This is a genomic window from Candidatus Dorea massiliensis AP6, from assembly GCF_964245105.1.
GTDB lineage: Bacteria > Bacillota > Clostridia > Lachnospirales > Lachnospiraceae > Laedolimicola > Laedolimicola intestinihominis.
This window is the reverse complement of record NZ_CAXTKW010000003.1, coordinates 206,960-225,870: the sequence shown is the minus strand read 5'-3', so window position 1 is coordinate 225,870 and position 18,911 is coordinate 206,960. Positions and strand designations below refer to the sequence as shown.

Genomic DNA, 18,911 nt, shown 5'->3' with positions numbered 1-18,911 from the left:
TTTTCCCTCCCTTCCATCATTCCATCATGTAGTAAACGCCCTCATCGCCCCAGACCAGAGCATCCTCGTCAACCTCAAAGACCCGGTAAGAAATGCCGTCATACATGGTGGAGTCCGCATAATAGGTGCTCACCTCGTCCATGGAGTAGGTGAACACTCCGCAGTCCATTTCCGCAGGCTCAACGCCGGGAACGCGCTGGTAATAGCTCCAGTTTCCATTACCGTCAATGACGATATAGGTCTCAGATGAAAGATCGCCGTCATAGTACCAGATGCCCTTGAATTCCGAGACATTCCGCTGGCAGAGGTCGGAATCCCAGCTCCAATAGGAGTCCGGGTTTCCATCTGGACTGCCACCGTCCTCATACCAGAGGTACTCCATCCCATCGCCGTAGTTGAAGTAACCGTAAGCGACGCTGTAGAGCTGGCCTTCCTCCATGGCAATGAGGCTGCCGGAATCATCCAGGTTGCTGTAGGCATAGATAGCCTCCCACTCCGGCTCATAGCGGAGGTAGCCTTCATCCACCACTTCCCCGCTGAGATAGAGGGTCCAGTTGCCCTCGGCGTCGATCTCCATGGAATCGTAGTCATTGTTCGCTTCGCCCAGCCAGATACCCTCGAAGCCGCTGAAGTCGTTGACGGTGTCCTCGGTAAGGTCGCCTCCCAGGCCCTCGTTGGGGTCGTCCTGCGGGGCGATTTGTCCCTCCGTATCACCGCAGGCTGTGCACAGCAGGAAAAGCAGTAACACCAGTCCTGCCAGAAGATATGGCTTTTTTCTCTTCATGTAACATCCTCCTTATTCTTCGTCGCTCAAATACAGCTGCGAAAAAATATTTTGATAGATCTCACCCATATCCGCCGCAGCATCGGGAGATACGCAGAATCCGTAAAGATAGGTGCAGACGTCGGTGTCCACGACAAATACGGTCCATTCCCGGGTGTCTTCGTTCTCACCGGCGGTATAGGTTACGATATAAACCGGATAGCTTAAGTTTTTGCTGTATTCCTCATTTTCTTCGACAGACAACAGCTCATAGGTATCCGCATCACTTAAAGACAGAGCACAGGTTGCCAGATAATCGCCCAGCTCCTGTACATCCGGAACAAAGCAGCTTTGCTCCGCCGTATTGACCACAAGGAGCTGCCCGTCCTCGGTGATGTCCTCATAACGGTAGGTGCCGTCATCATGGTTTTCGGAGAGCAGCTTCTGCATATTGGTAAAGGGCAGTGCGCCACCCATCAAAACCGGGATGTCGTCCTGTGCGATCACATCACCCCGGCCGTCGCCGGTCACCTGCGTAAAGGTACCAAGCTCAGCCACGTGCAGCGCGCCGACCTCGTCGAACCAACTGCGATAAGCCACGCCGTCATGCTCATTGTAGAAATAATCATAGTCATAGTCCGGCACGAACTGTATGAAGCCGCTGGCGGTCACCTCTTCGTCGGCATCGTACAGCGCAAAGCGTACCTCGTCGCCGGCTTCGCTGGTGGCGGAGATCAGTGTACCGCCGTCCTCGCCCGTCCACGCGCCTCCGTAGAGGTAGAGGTTCGCCATCTGCTCGGAGTCCTTGACAAGCCCCTCGAAGGAATCCGGAACGCCGTATAAATTGTAATCGCTGCCGTCATCGCCATAGTCTTCGTTACTCTCGCCGCAGGCGACAAGACTCAGGCACAGCGCCAGCGCCAAAGCAAAAGACAGATATTTATTTAAGTGTTTCATCATTTTCTTCTCCTTTTTCAGATAAACGGAGTCAATGCTCCTGTTCCGCCATGGACAAGATCTCGTCATGGCTCAGCTCCACATCGCCGAAGCGGACAAAGATGCCGTTGGTCACAGCGCTGTTCCACACCCGCGCATCTGTCAGCGGGCGAAACCGGATCTTGTCCAGATATGGCTTCATGTCCAATAAAAGCCGGCTTCCGGACACAAAATCTACCTGCAAAACATGGTTGGGCAGCGGCGTGACGGCTGTGAGATACCTTCGGTCCAAGTGCGTACCCTCCTTTCCGCAAAAATAAAAATCCACCGTACAAATATTGTACGGTGGATCCTATGGGATAACCATTAACCAAAGGTTATGTCTTTTGTCCAAATAGCTCGGCTAGCCGTTTCCGCTTGGTTCGGGTGTCGCCCTCGATATGAAGCTTGGAATAGATCTGATTCACATACTGCTTGACACTGCCCTCGGAGAGATAGAGCTTTTCCGCGATCTCCCGGTTGGAAAGGCGCTGTGCCATCAGCTCCACGATCTCAAATTCCCGCATCGTCAGCGCGTCAAAGACTGCCGGGCGGGCGCTTGCCGCGTTTCGCGCCCCTGCCCCTTCGCCAAGCTCGGTGATCTTTGCGAGCAGTTCCGTTTTGATCTCCCGCACCAGCAGGGGCTTCAAATACTCATAATTTTCCACGAACGGCATCACAAGTTCGTCCGGCGCGGCATCAGAAAGCGCCTTTCTTAACCATATGTGGGCTTCCTCGCTCTTGCCCAGCTGCTCATAGGCTGCCGCCGTCTGGATACGGATATGCAACGCTACCAATGCGTAGTGCATCGCCTCGCAGACGGCCAGCAGTTCTGTGCTGCGTCCCACTACCTTGGCATAGGCGCCTTGGGCAAGATACACCTGATTTTCGATCATTTCCATCATGGGCTTGCCCGGCGCAAGCATGTTGATATCAGAAAGGCGGTGCTGCGAAAAAATCTCCGGAATTTTGTCCACTTTACCCTGCAGCGCATGGTAGTAAGCACTGGTGGCACTCCAAAGGTTGATCCACGAGGCATCATGATAGCGCAGCAGATCCGCATATCGCTCCTCAAAGGTATAGCGCTGTTCTACATCTGTGTACAGCGAGAGCCGCCGCGAAAGAAAATCACAGCAGAGCTCCATGTTAATCTGTCCGTTATCCTTGACCTGTGCGTAGGCATGTTCCACTTCGATATGTGCATCGGTAAAGCAGCCCTGACAGAACAGTGCCTCTGCGCGCATGATGGTTTCCGCGCCCTGCCCATGGTGATTGGTGACCTGATAGTAATGGGGCATACATTCGTCCATTTCGGCAAGCTCGCTTTCCATCGCTCCCGGCGCGCGGTAGAACATCATCAGAACAGACGGCGATCCGAAGGTCCAGCCGCCGCTCGATTGGATGCTGATGGCGGGGCGGGACATCCGGGCGCTGGCGCTGCGGTGCAGGCGGCTCATGGCACTGATGTCGTTATAGCAGAGAAAGCTCAGAATGAGGTCGCATTCCCCCAGCAGGTTGCCGCGCTCTTCTTCGGACAGCTCCGGATGCTCCTCGATGGCCGTCAGCAGCAGCGCTTTCAGCTCCAACATTTTCGGGACTTTCCGCCAGGTGAACATCCGACGCATCAGCACCAGAATAGCAAAGGGGCATGCTTTCAGCGTTTCTGCAGGGCATTTATCCAGCGCGTTCAGCACATCCTCCGGCTTCAGCGACGCCAGCAGGATGCCCGCATCGCTGCGAATGACCCGCAGCAGCGCATCGTAATTCTCACTCTTCCGGTAGGCGGCAATGGCGTGGAGATACTGTCGGTGCTGCTCGTACCACAGGCCGAAGCGCTCCCAATAGAGCCGCTGCGTTTCCGCAGGCATCGCCAGAAAGCTGCGCTCGGCACACTCCTTCATCATGTGATGGAAGCGGTAAGTCGCGCCGTCCGGCAGGCGTGTGACAAAGGCGTTCTGCTCCGTCAGCGCAGAAAGAATTTGCCCGGCGTCCGCGTTGCCTGTGACGTACTGCGCCATTTGGACGGTGAATTCATCGGCAAGCCCCATGACCGCCAGAAACTCCCGCTGCTGTTCCGGCAACGGATCGATCATAGCGGCAGTAAAGGTGGCGTAGATGTCAGAATGACGGCTGGGCAGCACGCCGCGCTCAAAGAGCGTCCGCAGATTCAGATAAACGGCGGAGAACCAGCCCTCGCTGGAGTAGAGAAGACTCTCCACCTGCGCGTCGGAAAGCTCCGTTCCGCAGCGGTGGGCATAGATGGCCAGTTCCGTATGGTTGAGGCGCAGCTGCTCCGTGCCAATCTGATACACCTTGGCCCCCAGCCGCACTGCCTCCGCGGCAGGCAAAAAACGGTCCCGGCTGGCAACAATCAGATGCACGTTTGCAGGCAGCCGGTTTGCCAGCATACAAAGGAACAGCGAGGCGCGCTTGTCGGTCAGCAGATGGAAATCATCAATAAAAAGATAGCAGGTCGTCTCATCTGCCAGCGAATGGCAGAGATCGTCCACCAGCAGTCCGCCGCCTGCGGCGTCCGTAGGACAGGGATAGTTACACAGAACATCAAAACCGGCCCGGGTAAACGCCTCCTGCACGCTTTTCCAGAAGATCGCGAGATTGTCAGAGTACACACTGATGCGGATAATTTTCAGGGTTTCCGACTTGGCACGCTCACCCAGATACCAGTTTACTGCCGTGGTCTTTCCGTAGCCCATGGGGGCGACCACAGTGGTCATGGCGCAACGGGAGATGGGCCGCAGACTCTCCTGCAGCCTTTCTGATATGTAAATGGTATTTAAATTCCATTTCGGTTTTGGCATAATGCGTATCTCCTTCTGCTGTGAATTACAACGACTGCCTTCTGCGCAATGCTGTATTCCCCTGTCACGTTCTTATTTTAATTATACCATGAGAATATGAACACGAAAAGATCTGTCCTGCTTTTGCACTACCCACGGGCATAAAAAAACGGCGTGACCTTCACAGTCACACCGTTCATTTCTTATCTTCCTACGGAATCAAACTCCTCGCAGATCTCCTTGGAGGGAGCTGCTGTCAGCAGAGAAACAATGACAATTGCCAGCGCGGATACGATGAACGCCGGAAGCAGCTCGTAGATGTTCCAGATACCGCCCATGGGACGAACCAGATACTTCCATACGAATACCATCACACCGCCTGCGATCATACCGGCCAGAGCGCCCTGCATATTGGTACGCTTCCAGAACAGCGCGAAGAGAACCAGCGGTCCGAAGGCTGCGCCGAAGCCTGCCCATGCAAAGGATACGATATAGAATACGGAGCTGTCCGGATTCCATGCCAGGAAAATCGCTACAGCAGCAATGCCAATTACGGTCAGACGCGCTGCCATCATGGAAGCCTTTGCGCTCATCTTAATCTTCAGGAAATCCTGCAGCAGGTTCTGGGATACGCCGGAAGCCGCCGTCAGAAGCTGAGAGTCTGCCGTAGACATGGTGCAGGCCAGGATACCGGCCAGAACCACGCCTGCAACCAGGGAAAGCAGGAAATTATGCTGTCCCAGCAGATGGGCGAAACGGATAATGACGGTCTCGGACTCCGCGCTGGTCGCAAAGGTCGGAATCGCGCCCTGTACGGAAGCCGCGCAGCCAATCACACCGATCAGGATAGCCACTGCCATGGAAATTACAACCCAGATGCTGGCAATCCGGCGGGAAAGCGTCAGCTTATTCTCGTCTTCGATGGCCATAAAACGAAGCAGGATATGAGGCATTCCGAAATACCCCAGTCCCCACGCCATGGTAGATACAATCGTCAGCAGACTGTAGGGGCTAGCCGTATTAGTGGCGCCATCATGCATCTGCGCCATGGAAAGATATCCGGCCAGTGAGTTCGCATTTGCCATAACCGCGTCCCAGCCGCCTGCCAGATGGATTCCGTAAAATACGATAAACACCAGAGAAATACTCATAACAATACTCTGAATCAGGTCTGTGGTGGATACGGCCATAAAACCGCCCATGACGGTGTAACCTACGATTACTACCGCTCCGACAATCATCGCCACATGATACTCGACTCCGAAGAGACTGGAGAACAGTGTTCCGATCGCCTTAAAGCCAGACGCCGTATAGGGAATAAAGAAAATCAGAATTACAATCGCCGCGATACACATCAGAATGTTTTTCTCGTCCCGGAAACGTCTGGAAAAGAAATCCGGAATGGTAATCGCGTTGCATTTTACAGAATAGCGGCGCAGACGCTTCGCCACAATCAGCCAGTTCAGATAGGTTCCCAGACCCAGGCCGATAGCGGTCCAACCAGCGTCAGAGATGCCGGTCAGATAAGCGACGCCCGGCAATCCCATCAGGAGCCAGCTGCTCATATCGGAAGCCTCCGCGCTCATCGCCGTTACCAGCGGTCCTAATTTTCGTCCGCCCAGATAAAATTCATCTGCCGAATCACCGCTGCCCTTTTTACTGAAATAGAATCCCACGTACACCATTGCGACCAGATAAATCACAATCGCCGCGAGAATTCCCACCTGTCCTGCCATAGTTACATCCTCCTCATTTATCTTTCGATCGCGGAAAACAGCTTCTTCTGCCCCGCACATGGGGCTTATTATAGCACAGAGAAAAATAGACTACAATACAGAATAATGTATAGAATGAATACTGTACTTTTATTTCTAAAAATACATATTTTTATTGATTTAATCGCATTTTATAACTAGACGATATTTTATAAAATAAAGGATACAAATAATAAATTTCTATTGTACAAAAAATAAAACAGGCGCGCTTCAAATCCATATTTAGTTCTGCGGCAGGAAGCTGCTGAGAAACACCGGCAGCACCCGGCTACTGTACTCCACCAACGAATACTCCCCGGCGCAGAGACACCAGTCGTACAGAAGGGCCCGCTCGCAGAGAGCGTAGAGCTTTACCATCTCGCTGACGCCGGACGTTCGACTCAGCTGCCCGTTCTCCCGGCCTTTGGCAATGATTTTCCGCAGCAGCTTATAGTAAATCCGGTTATGATCCAGGAGATGCTTCTCGCCGCTGGTGGTCAGCTGAGTGGAATAGAGTCTGGCCAGCAGATCCAGGGAAATGCTGTCCTCAATCATTTTAAAGAGCTCCTGATTCAGAAAGAGCAGCTGATCCATGGCTGTCATGTCCGGAGTCAGCTCCTCCATCAGCTCCTCATATTTTTCATCAAACAGGGAGCTAAGGGTGGAAAGAAGGGCGTCCTTCCCATCGAAATAATGATAGAAGGAACCTTTGGACGTACCGGAAAGGGCAATGATCTCCTCCACGGTTGTATCCTCGTAGCCCTGCTCATAAAAAAGCTTCCAGGCCGCGCTGACGATCTTTCCTCTTGTATTTCTTGCGTTCTTCTTTGCCATTTTCTTCTCCCTGTCTGCAATTACCCATTTTCCGGGCTATTCATTCAATCTGCAGCTTTTGCGTTCTTGAGTCACTTTCAGCCTTCCTAAATTCAGCAGCATATTTTTTCTATCACATCACGAAGTCTCCACCGCTCTTCTGCCGTTAAAAAGGCCGCGTCCGCCGCGTTCAGAAGCAGCGTCTTCCGTTCTTCCGTCGTCATGCCAAGTTCCCGGCTAAGCAGTCCGAATTCCTTCTCGATGGTGGTATCCGACACCGTCATATTGTCCGTATTAATCGTCACCTTCAGCCCCCGGCGCAGAAAATCAAGTACAGGATGCTCCGCAAGGGTCGCCACCGCTTTGGTCTGCACATTGCTGCTGGGGCACATTTCCAATGGGATCTGCTGCTCCTTTAACCGAGCAAGCAGCTCCGGATCTTCCGCCGCGCGCACGCCGTGACCGATACGGCTGGCTCCAAAGGCAAGCGCCGCCTGAATACTCTCCGGCCCGTCGGCCTCGCCCGCGTGAATCGTAAAAGGCACACCAAGCTCTTTCGCGAGACCAAAGACGTCCGCGAAATCCGCTGTCGGATACAGAGCCTCTGCTCCGGCCAGATCCACTGCCGCCACGCCGCGTCCCAGAAAAGTGGCCGCCGTCCGGACCGTCAGCAGATTTTCCCCAAGATTGTCCGCCCCTCGCATACAGCAGAGAATCAGCTTACAGTTGAAAAACGAACCGATAAGCGCCTCCTGCATGCCTGACAGAGCCGCCTTCACCACCTGCTCCTGGCTCATACCCTTCTTCGTGTGAAGCTGGGGCGCAAATCGGATTTCCGCATAGAGCATCCCCTGCTCCTTTAAGGAGCTGACCAGAATGTACATGGCTTTGCGCACGGCCTCCTTCGTCTGCAGCACCTGCAGGGGCAGGTCAAATTTTTCCAGATATTCGTTAAGGCTTCCACACTCTTCCGGCGCTGCCAGAAACAGCTTTAGCTCGTCCGGTTCTGTGGCCGGAAGCAGGATTCCCTGCTCCTGCGCAAGCTCCAATACGGTGCGCGGAAGCAGGGAACCATCAAAATGCAAATGCAAATCTATCATAAGATATCCTCTTATATGAATCCGTAATTAGCAATCCAACATGGTCTTGCCTTTTCCGCAGACCTTCTCGAAGTCTCTGCGGAACACGTTCAGAGCTGCCGTTACAGAGTCGTTCTTGATCAGCAGATCCAGTACATCCGGGGAAATGGTAGTCGCGCCAATGCCATACTCGCACAGAGTAATCACCTGACGGGAGTTCTTGAAGCTGGCTGCCAGCACCTCGGTCTTGAAGCCGTAGTTGCGGAACATGTCATGAATCTCCTTGGCAGTGCGGACGCCGTCGGATCCCAGATTGTCAATACGGTTAATATAAGGCGCTACATACTGGGCACCGGATTTGGCTGCCAGGAACGCCTGCATCTGGGTATAGATGGCCGTCGCTGTTACATGAATCCCTGCCGCTGCCAGAATACGGATAGCCTTCAGACCCTCCTTGGTGGTCGGAATCTTGATAAATGTATCATCGCCCAGCTCCCGGCGTATCTTGTAGGCCTCCTCCACCATACCATCGGCCTGATCGCTCAGAACCTGCACATGCAGTTCGCCTTCCTCGATGAAATCACGAATCTCCTTCAGTACCTCATAGGGCGGGCGCTTCTCCTTGGCCAGAATGGTCGGGTTACAGGTTACGCCGTCCATGGGAAAATACTCATACATGGAACGAATATCATCAATATTGGCGTTGTCAATAATCAGCTTCATAATGTTCCTCTCCTTTTCGACGGACCTTCTGTCAGGTTCGCCCGATTTAGTTGCATAAATGTCATGTTTTGTTATGTTTTGTTATGTTCTGTTATATTTTATTATACTAGAATTCCATAAAAATACAATGCATAATATGTCTAAAATTAAACAAAAATCCATCCTGATTCTGTACTTTCTTACTGTTTCGCTTTTCCACGAAGCTCTTGCACCAGGAACAGTACCGCCAATCCCTCAAAGGCAATCATAATCGGATAAGCCCCTGACAGATACCAGTACAGAATCGCGTTCCAGCCGGAGATTTCCGAGTAGGAGATGCCGCCCAGTAACACGAAATAGCTGGCCAGCAGCGCGGAAAGGGTCAGCCACACGGACAGATCACGGCCATCCGCGTCCTTCACCTTTTTCAGACGACGTTTCAGCATCCGCACACAGAGAACCAGATAAGCCATCGCTCCGGCTGCAGCCGCGATAGCTCCTGTGTAATGGTACGCCTGACACACCCCATTTAAAATGATGCCCTTATAGTTGATCTTCGCCAGGAACCCATGGCGCTCCGGTACATCCCAGTACCAGTCCAGATTCAGGCAGGAGGTGTCGCTCTCAATCCGGGTCACATCGTCGGACAGCTCATAGGAGTCCAGAAGCGCACCGTTCCGATAGGACTTCAGATATATGGTCTGTGGCTTATCCTCCACGGAAAGCTTCAGGGAAAACCGGCACTTTTCGCTGCCGGGCGCCGCAATGCCCTGTCCGGCCAGATAGGACGCGATATCGTCACTCTCGGTGAAATCCGCCGCTCCAAGTACGGTGCCATCCGCAAGCTCCGCCTGTAAAGTCACGCCATCCATACCCTCATAGGACGCGTACCAGCCCGCCATTTCCACCAGATTCGACTCATACCAGACCGCCTTGTCGCCGGTCATCCGCTCAAACAGCGGGATGCCGCCGTTATCATCCGGTTCGCTGTAGAGGTACACCAGTGTCTCCATCTCATCATAGGTGGTGGTATAAGCGATCGCCTTGCCTAACGCGCCGAACAAATCGCCCAGATAGCCTTTTCTCCAGGGAGACATATAGGTTGAAGGCATGGTCGCCTGCCGTTCCAGGCGTCCCTCATCCATGGCGGTCTCCAGCTCGTCCCGGATCTGCAGGCATACCTGATTGACTGTCCCGCCATCCGTATAATAACCGGCCTGCTCCAGAGCGGTACGGAAAATCCAGAAGACCCAGCCGTCCCTTACCTCCCAGTCCTTCTCATTTTCCTCAGAACCGGCCCAGTAGATGCGGCTGCTCTGAATATAAGGCTCCAGCTTCTTCAGAGTCGGACACTCGTCGCACATCCGCGCCACCTTCTCCCTGGTCATAGTGACGCCCGGAATATCCTCCTCCGGCTTCACTGCCATCATGCTCTTATACATTTCTGCAAAGCCGCCTTTTTGCAGCTCGTTGGTCAGACTGATATTATAATGGGTATAGTTCTCCTGGGCAATCAGCTGTCCCGCACCCCAGACGCTTAAAAACGGCAGCAAAATCAGAACCGCTTTCGCCACGTAGACTTTTGCGTGCTCCTTACGCCACAGCACAAACAGATTTCCCAGATATACCAATACAAATACGATGAGAAACGGCTCCACCCAGATAGCGTCCTCCCTCGTATAGAAAAATGTCACCATACCGATCGCAGCGGTCAGAAGCCACAGAAGCTGTTTCTTTACCGGCTCCTTTCTACGCAGCCACAAAGCCAGCAGGCCGCCGAAGATCAGCAGCACCTGGATATAGGAAATACTGTTGCGGTACACTCTCTGAAACGCCTGAACCGAATAGGACACCGGATTCCACAGAAGCACCAGATACAGGGTCAGGCAGGCCCGGTATTTTTTCAGAAGAGGTCTCAGCGCGTACACGAAAATCATGCAGCTGACCGTATACAGAAATGCCGACACGCTTAGGTAAGACAGGTGCAGAAAATTCAGCACTGCCAGATAAAAGGGGAAAAACATGCCCTTGGTCAGGGTCAGATCGTTATATTCTCCCAACCACCGGCCACCACGCAGGGCATCCGCCATATGTACCATAATCCAGTCGTCATGGATGCCCTTCGGCACCGCCATAATCGGCAGATTGTAAACCAGAAACTCTTTCAGCACACCAAACAGCACCATGGACAGGAAAAAGAACACTTCTTTTCTCCGAGTTGATAGATTTTTCCAGAAATTCATGAATGTTTCTCCTTCCCGTTCAGATTATCCGGTCCAAAGCTTAAAGGAAGCAGCTCTTTTAACAGGTACACCTGCTTCTCCCCGGTTCCGGCTCCCAGAATGATCCGAAACTCCTCCGGATCGCAGAATTCCCGCATGACCTGGCGGCAGACGCCGCAGGGCGCAGTCAGAGCCGGTGCACTGTCTTCCGATCCGCCTGCGATGGCGATGGCTGTAAACGCACGTTTTCCCTCGCTGACTGCCTTATAGATGGCGGTGCGCTCCGCACAGATGCCCGGCGTAAAGGCCGCATTTTCGATGTTGCAGCCGGTATAGACACTGTCATCGGCGCAGAGCAGGGCCGCTCCTACCCGGAAATGGGAATACGGGCTGTAAGAACTCTCCCGCGCCTGCAGCGCAAGCTCCATCAATTTTTCATCACTCATCTGTATCTCCTTATTTATCGATCGAGAACCATCTGATCATAGGCCAGAAATTCAAAACCCAGCCGCTCATACAGGTGCACAGCTTTCTCATTGCTGCGGGTGACCTCCAGACGGAAACGGCGCACCTGCGGCTTCGCCTTCATAATTTCATCAAAGAAACGGGTGCCATAGCCTTTTCCCCGGAATTCTTCCTTCAGAAACAGCTCCTCAAACATCAGACAGCGTCCGCCCACCTCACAGGCATAGTATTCCGTAATATAGGCAAAGCCCACGGTTGTATCATCCTCGTTCAGCACAAAGCCCTCGAGAATCGAATCCTCACTGACAGCATCCGCGAAGGTCTGCTCCAGTTTTTCCATCGGAACCGGATGGCTGACTGCATCGCTGTGGTAGAACTGCTCCACCATGGCCAGGACCTCATCGTGCATTTCTTTTGTCATTTTTTTTAAATAAAACATGGTAAACGGTATTCTCCCTTATATATTAAGTACTTGCCTACAGTTTACCCTGAATCCGCTTTTCCGTCAACCATGCTTGCCCGGACGCCTTAGCGCTCCTGGATCTGATAGGCCAGTCCTGCCTCCTCCATCAGATCCATGTAGGGACGGGAGGGGAAGTACTCCGGCGAGAATACGCCGGCCTCCTTCCAGATTCCCCGACCCATAAGCTCGATGGCCAGAGCCGCTCCGAAGCCGGTCTGGGCTACCACTGCCTGCAGTCCGAAATCCCGCAGCGCCTCCTGATTGTCAAAGGGCTGATAGATAAAATATTCCTTCTTCTCTCCATCCTTGATACCGATACAGTCCACGCCCACGCACATACCGCCTGTCATGTCCTCTCCGATATCCTTGGGCTGGGGCGCGCAGGCCGCTACCACGTCCCGGGGCACTACCTTCACATCTCCCACCTGGACCGGATGGATATTCCGGAGTCCCAGCTTATCCAGAACCTTCAAGGCGTTCAGCAGGTTATCGTCCAGGGCAATCTTAAAGCTGGCCTTCTGTAATCCATATTTTTCCAGGTAACGCGGCATAGTGACTACCTCCTCGTGCTCCACCTTTACCAGATGGTTGACGCCGAAGGGATCCGGCATCCGGAAGTCCTCTTCTCCCGCAAAGGCGTCCTCGATGAGGAAGCCGCCCTCCCGGCTCCATTCCGCGTTGGGATTCATCACCTCGTCCAGTACCGTCCATACATTGAAGCCAAAGATGATCTCGTCCTTCTCGCTCTCCGGCGGTGTCAGATTGCCGCCGTCCTTCACATGCACCTCCAGCAGCTCATCAAATAAGTATTCTGCCGCGTATTTTGCAAATACATTTACCACGCCCGGATCGATGCCCAGACAGATACAGGCCATCTGTCCCTTTTCCTTCCAGGCCTCGTGCCGGTCAAAATTGTACTTGGTCATGGGCTCCAGGTAAGCCCCCTCAAAGCCCTTTCCGAATTCTGGGTGATCCTTCGGCACCGACCAGGTTCCCATGCTGGCATAATCGGCTCCCGCCTCAAAGGCCGCGTCAAATATAAAATTGCTCACAAAGGGAGAGGCCGCGTCCATCACAAAATCAATCCGGTGCTCCCGCATAAGCGCCGTCAGCGCTTCCCGGTCTCTGGCGTCCACCTGCGCCGTCTCATACTGCGTTCCTTCCCGGTATTTCCGCTCCTGCTCCAGATGGCTCTTTACCTCGTCCGCCCGTTTTAAATCAAAATCCGCCAGCAGCACATAGGAAAGCCACTCTCCCTTGGGATCCCGCTTTTCCAGCATTTTTAAAATACATTCTCCTACGGCGCCTGCGCCTGTCAGCATCATTCTCATATCTTTTCTCCTTTTCCATAAAAAATAGAGAGACTGATGCCTGTGCATCAATCTCTCTGTCCTTTTACCAGTTGGTTATCTCCACGTAGGCGGCGATTGCTCGCTCTCTCCAGAGTTCCGTCGGATAACCTTCCTTTTGCCTGTCAGTTTCCACTGCGGAATGATGAATTCCCACAGTTTGCTTCTTCGGCGCTCCTCTTGCTTTCATCAGCCGGAGTCTCTAGAGTTATCCTCTGCCGGATCTATGAATTTGAACCAAGTATACCAGTCCCAGCTCCTTCATGCAAGCTTTTTTACTCAATTACCTGAAATAATTCCTTCACGGTCGGGTAGATTCTGCGGAACTTCTGATACTGCTTTTCATATCGGGCCGCGTTCTCCGGGATCGGCTCCACGGTATCCACAATTTCCACAATCTTTTCCGCCGCTTCTTCCACACTTGCGTATTCACCACAAGCTACCGCAGCCAGCATAGCGCCGCCCATCGACGGCCCTTCTTCGCTCTTCGGAATATCCACCTTAATATTCAGGATATCCGCCACCATCTGACGCCACAGCGGACTCTTGGCTCCACCGCCGCAAATCTTGGTACGTTCTATCTGAATGCCCAGCTTCTGCTTCTTTTGCTCCAGATTTTTCTCCGTCAACACTTGATGCTCCATATAACGCTGACGCACCTTCTGCAGCGTGGCATTCAAAGCTTCCTCATTCACCGGTTTTAATATATAATCGCTGACTCCATAGCGGATAGCGGTCTGCGCATATTCAAAATGGGAATATCCACTGATAATAATAAATTCCATATCCGGGTTTTGGATGCGCGCCCGTTTCAAAAGCTCCATGCCATCATATCCGGGCATCCGGATATCCGTCAGCACCAGATCCGGATGTTCCGCTTCTATCATCTGAAGGGCTCCAATTCCATTCGATGCCGTTCCTACCAGCTTCATTTCCAATTCTTCCCAGTGAATCAGCTTGCAAATCAACTGACATACCTTTTCATCTGCTACTAATACACGGATCATACATTTTCTTCTATTCCGTTTTTTGTATTCTTCATTATATACAACCCCGTTAAAAATAGCAAGCTGGCTGCGTCTTACCTGGATTTGTTCAGTTCCTTTTTCTTCTTCGTCATCAACCCGCCGATTCGTCCGGTCTCCTTGGAAGAAAGAGATTTCCAGCCATCCTTAAGCACTTTATCCAAAAGCCCCAGTTCCTCCGCGATTTCATATTTCAACTGTTCCTCCGGCTCTAAATGCTTCAGTTCCGGCTTTTTCTTTTTTGACATAAAAAGACCATACCCCTTTCTGATCATTTTAAAAAGAGTATGGCCTTCTTTTTTATGCTTTATACTTACGCGCCTTTTCTTCCGCAGCACTGCTTATACTTCTTGCCGCTTCCGCAGGGACAGGGATCGTTCGGGTAAATCTTAGCGCTTTCCCTTTTCTTGGGCGCTGCTGCCAGGGAGGTATCCTTATTGGTTCCTGTTACCTTGGCTACCTGTTCACGCTCTGCTTTCTCCTCCACGCGCACATGAAGCAGAATCCGGACGGTTTCCTCCTGAATGCTGGCTGTCATGGCAGAGAACATCTCATAACCGCTGAGCTTATACTCTACCAGCGGATCACGCTGGGCAAATGCCTGCAGGCCAATACCCTGGCGCAGCTGTTCCATATCGTCGATGTGATCCATCCATTTGCGGTCAATGACCTTCAGAAGGAATACACGCTCTAATTCTCTCAGCATCTCCGGATTCGGGAACTCCGCCTCCTTCAGCTCATAGAGCTTCACTGCCTCTTCTTTCAACATATGCTTCAGCTCTGCTTTATTCTTCTTATCGGCAATGCGCTCCGGCGTAATGGTCTGCAGCGGTATCGTGCGGAGCAGAGACTCGTTCAAGCCTAAGAGATCCCACTCGGACTTATCCTGATCGTCGCCAATCAGGCTGTCTACCACATTTTCTACGGTATCGGTGAGCATCTTATAGATGGCATCACGCATGCTCTCGCCGTTCAGTACCCGGCGGCGCTCCGCGTAGATGATCTCACGCTGCTCATTCATAACCTGGTCGTACTCCAGCAGGTTCTTACGAATACCGAAGTTGTTGCTCTCGATCTTCTTCTGAGCCTTCTCAATGGCGTCGGAAAGCATCTTATGCTCAATCTGCTCATTTTCCGGCACGCCCAGGGCGTTGAACACACTCATCAGACGCTCGGATCCGAAGAGACGCATCAGATCGTCCTCCAGAGAGATGTAGAAACGGGATTCTCCCGGGTCTCCCTGACGACCGGAACGTCCGCGCAGCTGGTTGTCGATACGACGGGACTCATGACGCTCGGTACCGATAATCTTCAGTCCGCCTGCTGCCTTGGCGTCATCGTCCAGCTTGATATCGGTACCACGGCCTGCCATATTGGTAGCGATGGTAACTGCGCCATGCTGGCCTGCCAGGGCTACGATCTCCGCCTCGCGCTCATGGAACTTGGCGTTCAGGACTTCATGCTGAATGCCCTTCTTGCGGAGCAGTCCGCTTAAGTACTCAGAGGTCTCGATGGTAATGGTACCTACCAGAACCGGCTGACCCTTGGCGTGAGCACGCTCGATCTCCTCCACAACTGCATGGAACTTCTCTTTCTTGGTCTTGTATACCGCGTCGTCCAGATCCTTTCGGATAACCGGACGGTTGGTCGGGATCTCGATAACGTCCATACCGTAAATCTCGCGGAACTCCTTCTCCTCGGTGAGGGCGGTACCGGTCATACCGGCCTTCTTTGCGTATTTATTGAAGAAGTTCTGGAAGGTAATATTCGCCAGCGTCTTGCTCTCCCGCTTAACTTTTACATGCTCCTTCGCCTCGATAGCCTGGTGAAGTCCGTCGGAGTAACGGCGTCCCGGCATAATACGTCCGGTAAACTCATCAACGATCAGAACCTGATCATCCTTTACCACGTAATCCTGATCCCGGAACATCAGATAGTTGGCGCGCAGGGCCAGAATCATATTGTGCTGGATCTCCAGGTTCTCCGGATCCGCCAGGTTCTCGATGTGGAAATAATCCTCTACCCGCTTCACGCCGTCTGCCGTCAGGTTGACGATCTTATCCTTCTCATTGACGATAAATTCGCCGGTCTCCTCGATCTCCTCGCCCATAATGGCGTTCATCTTGCTGAACTCACCGCTGGCCTCGCCGCGCTTCATGGTCTTCGCCAATGCGTCACAGATCTCGTAAAGCTTGGTGGATTTGCCGCTCTGTCCGGAGATAATCAGCGGGGTGCGGGCCTCGTCGATAAGGATGGAATCGATCTCGTCGATGATGGCGTAATGCAGGTCTCTCTGCACCAGCTGCTCCTTGTAGATAACCATGTTATCACGCAGGTAATCAAAGCCCAGCTCATTGTTGGTTACATAAGTAATATCACAGTTATAAGCGGCGCGCCGCTCATCTCCTGTGCTGCTGTTCAGAACCACGCCGACGGTCAGTCCCAGAGCCTCATGTACCTTGCCCATCCAGGACGCGTCACGGTGAGCCAGATAATCATTGACCGTAACGATATGGACGCCCTTACCCTCCAATGCGTTCAGGTAAGCCGGAAGGGTGGACACCAGGGTCTTTCCTTCACCTGTCTTCATCTCGGCGATACGTCCCTGATGCAGGATAATACCACCAATCAGCTGTACCCGGTAATGCTCCATACCAAGCACACGCTTCGCAGCCTCGCGGACAGTCGCGAAGGCCTCTACCAGCAAATCATCCAGGGTCTCGCCATCGGCCAGACGCTGCTTGAATTCTTTTGTCTTTCCCTTCAGTTCTTCATCAGAAAGCTTCTGCATCTCCGGGCGGAGCGCTTCGATCCGATCCACCAGCGGGTAAATCAGCTTCAGCTCCCTTTCACTGTGAGTACCAAACATTTTTGTAAATAAATTCATCTGCAAACTCCAATCTTAAGTTTCTGCCATTTCAGACAATACTCTGTTTAACATTTTAACACTACACGGCGGAATATTCAAGAAGTTTCCAATATCCCTGCCCTGGGGCCGGAACCCCAAAATAGAATCCTGCAACATGGTATTTCCTATAGACCAAAAAGGGACTGCGCCTGCGCGCAGCCCCCGGATAAATCATATTTTACTGTTCCGGCTCAATCAGTCCGTAGGTATTGCCCTTTCTCTTGTAAACCACGTTGATCTGCTCGGTCTCCGCATTTACAAATACGTAGAAGCTGTGTCCCAGCATCTCCATCTGTACGCATGCATCTTCCGGATACATGGGCTTCATATCGAACTGCTTGGTACGGATGATGCGAACCTCTTCATCCTCTGCCTCTTTGTCGATAAACTCCTGACGGAAGCTTCCTGCACCCTGCTCACGCTGTACAATCTTGTTCTTGTACTTGCGAAGTTGACGCTCAATGACCTCTTCCACCAGGTCGATAGATACATACATATCATTGCTTACCTGCTCGGAACGAATCACAGTTCCCTTTACAGGAATGGTTACCTCAATCTTCTGTCTTTCTTTCTCGACACTTAAAGTAACATGTACTTCCGTGTCCGGAGTAAAATAGCGCTCTAACTTTCCGAGCTTGTCCGTGATCGCTGTACGGAGCCCCTCTGTCACATCGATATTTTTGCCGCTGATTACATAACGCATAAAATCAACTCCTTTACGGGTATTTAGACGAGATCGCAACTGTTCAGTACCTTCACTGTTACAATCTTTCATCTAACGCAAGTATACCACATTTCGGTACGGGATACAACCGCCAAAAAGATCTAAGGCGCTTCCGATGGTCACGTCCAGGCGGCCCTTTCCGAGGGTGCGAAGCGACTCCACATCCTCCAGGCTGCCCACGCCGCCCGCATAGGTAACGGGAATTCCGTCCCAGGCGCCCAGCATCTTCGCAAGCTCCGTTTCGATACCTGAGGCCTTGCCCTCCACATCCACGGCGTGGATTAAAAATTCACTGCATTTTCCGGATAATTCATCCAGAAGGGCGGGCGTCACCTGCACATCTGTAAACTTCTGCCAGCGGTCAGTGACGATGTAGTACGCGCCGCCCTTTTTGCGGCAGCTCAAGTCCAGCACCAGGCGGTCGCGGCCCACAGCTGCGAGCATTTTCTCCAGATTCTCATACTGAATCCGACCATTTTTGAAGACATAAGAGGTCACGATGACCTGACTGGCCCCGGCGTCCAGATATTCCGCCGCGTTGTCCGGATGGATGCCGCCGCCGATCTGAAGGCCCCCCGGGTAGGCCTTTAACGCTTTCAACGCCTGCGCTTTCGTAGCCTCATAATAAGGAGAATCCGCGCCATTTAGCAGGATCACATGGCCTCCTTTCAGGCCGTCCTCCTGATAAAGCTTCGCGTACCAGGCCGCGTCCTGCTCCGACACAAAATTTTCCCTGGCGAAATCATTTTTATCGGTCAGGCTGCCTCCCACGATCTGCTTTACCTGACCGTTGTGGATATCGATACATGGACGAAAACGCATAAATTTCTTTCCCCGCTTTCCAATCATTTTCCCTATTATAATAGAATTG

At 52.5% G+C, this 18,911-nt stretch carries 17 protein-coding genes and 2 pseudogenes; all 19 read right to left on the bottom strand.

The features are described 5' to 3' along the window. Positions 1 to 16 precede the first annotated feature (16 nt). The 19 genes and pseudogenes from ACESZP_RS04905 to hisA all read right to left on the bottom strand — a co-directional run bounded on the left by ACESZP_RS04905 (position 17) and on the right by hisA (position 18,862). The gene (locus ACESZP_RS04905; protein WP_499708210.1) at positions 17 to 784 is read right to left on the bottom strand and encodes a hypothetical protein; all 768 of its coding nucleotides are present in this window, start codon (positions 782 to 784) and stop codon (positions 17 to 19) included. Between the two features lie 12 nt (positions 785 to 796). Further along, positions 797 to 1,723 carry a hypothetical protein gene (locus ACESZP_RS04900; protein WP_499708209.1) on the bottom strand — a complete coding sequence of 309 codons (927 nt, stop codon included), beginning with the start codon at positions 1,721 to 1,723 and terminating at the stop codon, positions 797 to 799. Positions 1,724 to 1,751: 28 nt separating this feature from the next. After that, entirely contained in the window at positions 1,752 to 1,991 is a 240-nt protein-coding gene (locus ACESZP_RS04895) for a DUF2442 domain-containing protein (protein ID WP_178039614.1), read from the bottom strand. Positions 1,992 to 2,076: 85 nt separating this feature from the next. Next, positions 2,077 to 4,557 (bottom strand): helix-turn-helix transcriptional regulator, encoded by a 2,481-nt coding sequence (locus tag ACESZP_RS04890; RefSeq protein WP_499708208.1) that lies wholly within the window; start codon positions 4,555 to 4,557, stop codon positions 2,077 to 2,079. Between the two features lie 182 nt (positions 4,558 to 4,739). Further along, complete coding sequence (locus tag ACESZP_RS04885) at positions 4,740 to 6,272, bottom strand: sodium/proline symporter (RefSeq protein WP_499708207.1); 1,533 nt, start codon at positions 6,270 to 6,272, stop codon at positions 4,740 to 4,742. A gap of 261 nt (positions 6,273 to 6,533) precedes the next feature. Then, positions 6,534 to 7,124, bottom strand: a complete 591-nt coding sequence (locus ACESZP_RS04880) for a TetR family transcriptional regulator (protein WP_178039617.1) — start codon at positions 7,122 to 7,124, stop codon at positions 6,534 to 6,536. 92 nt (positions 7,125 to 7,216) lie between these two features. Further along, positions 7,217 to 8,203 (bottom strand): adenosine deaminase, encoded by a 987-nt coding sequence (gene add / locus ACESZP_RS04875; RefSeq protein ID WP_349164494.1) that lies wholly within the window; start codon positions 8,201 to 8,203, stop codon positions 7,217 to 7,219. A gap of 27 nt (positions 8,204 to 8,230) precedes the next feature. Then, entirely contained in the window at positions 8,231 to 8,905 is a 675-nt protein-coding gene (locus ACESZP_RS04870; protein ID WP_349164493.1) for a transaldolase family protein, read from the bottom strand. 179 nt (positions 8,906 to 9,084) lie between these two features. Further along, positions 9,085 to 11,127 (bottom strand): hypothetical protein, encoded by a 2,043-nt coding sequence (locus ACESZP_RS04865; RefSeq protein ID WP_499708206.1) that lies wholly within the window; start codon positions 11,125 to 11,127, stop codon positions 9,085 to 9,087. Beyond that, positions 11,124 to 11,552 carry a cytidine deaminase gene (cdd, locus tag ACESZP_RS04860; protein ID WP_178039621.1) on the bottom strand — a complete coding sequence of 143 codons (429 nt, stop codon included), beginning with the start codon at positions 11,550 to 11,552 and terminating at the stop codon, positions 11,124 to 11,126. The genes ACESZP_RS04865 and cdd overlap by 4 nt, the downstream gene beginning before the upstream one ends. A 14-nt stretch (positions 11,553 to 11,566) precedes the next feature. Further along, the gene (locus ACESZP_RS04855) at positions 11,567 to 11,992 is read right to left on the bottom strand and encodes a GNAT family N-acetyltransferase (RefSeq protein ID WP_499708205.1); all 426 of its coding nucleotides are present in this window, start codon (positions 11,990 to 11,992) and stop codon (positions 11,567 to 11,569) included. Positions 11,993 to 12,099: 107 nt separating this feature from the next. After that, positions 12,100 to 13,365, bottom strand: coding sequence for a saccharopine dehydrogenase C-terminal domain-containing protein (locus tag ACESZP_RS04850; protein ID WP_178039623.1), 1,266 nt, complete (start codon positions 13,363 to 13,365; stop codon positions 12,100 to 12,102). A gap of 64 nt (positions 13,366 to 13,429) precedes the next feature. Then, positions 13,430 to 13,573 carry a hypothetical protein gene (locus ACESZP_RS04845; RefSeq protein WP_499708204.1) on the bottom strand — a complete coding sequence of 48 codons (144 nt, stop codon included), beginning with the start codon at positions 13,571 to 13,573 and terminating at the stop codon, positions 13,430 to 13,432. A gap of 85 nt (positions 13,574 to 13,658) precedes the next feature. Beyond that, positions 13,659 to 13,979, bottom strand: a pseudogene (locus ACESZP_RS04840) (FGGY-family carbohydrate kinase); the annotation flags it as partial. An 81-nt stretch (positions 13,980 to 14,060) separates the two neighbouring features. After that, positions 14,061 to 14,390 (bottom strand): annotated as a pseudogene (locus tag ACESZP_RS04835) (response regulator); the annotation flags it as partial. 74 nt (positions 14,391 to 14,464) lie between these two features. Beyond that, positions 14,465 to 14,656: a small, acid-soluble spore protein, alpha/beta type gene (locus ACESZP_RS04830; RefSeq protein ID WP_178039625.1), complete on the bottom strand. Its 192-nt coding sequence runs from the start codon at positions 14,654 to 14,656 to the stop codon at positions 14,465 to 14,467. Between the two features lie 65 nt (positions 14,657 to 14,721). Continuing rightward, positions 14,722 to 17,295: a preprotein translocase subunit SecA gene (gene secA / locus ACESZP_RS04825; protein ID WP_178039626.1), complete on the bottom strand. Its 2,574-nt coding sequence runs from the start codon at positions 17,293 to 17,295 to the stop codon at positions 14,722 to 14,724. 199 nt (positions 17,296 to 17,494) lie between these two features. Continuing rightward, positions 17,495 to 18,019: a ribosome hibernation-promoting factor, HPF/YfiA family gene (hpf, locus tag ACESZP_RS04820; protein WP_178039627.1), complete on the bottom strand. Its 525-nt coding sequence runs from the start codon at positions 18,017 to 18,019 to the stop codon at positions 17,495 to 17,497. 72 nt (positions 18,020 to 18,091) lie between these two features. Then, positions 18,092 to 18,862, bottom strand: coding sequence for a phosphoribosylformimino-5-aminoimidazole carboxamide ribotide isomerase (hisA, locus tag ACESZP_RS04815; RefSeq protein ID WP_499708203.1), 771 nt, complete (start codon positions 18,860 to 18,862; stop codon positions 18,092 to 18,094). Positions 18,863 to 18,911: the final 49 nt, after the last annotated feature.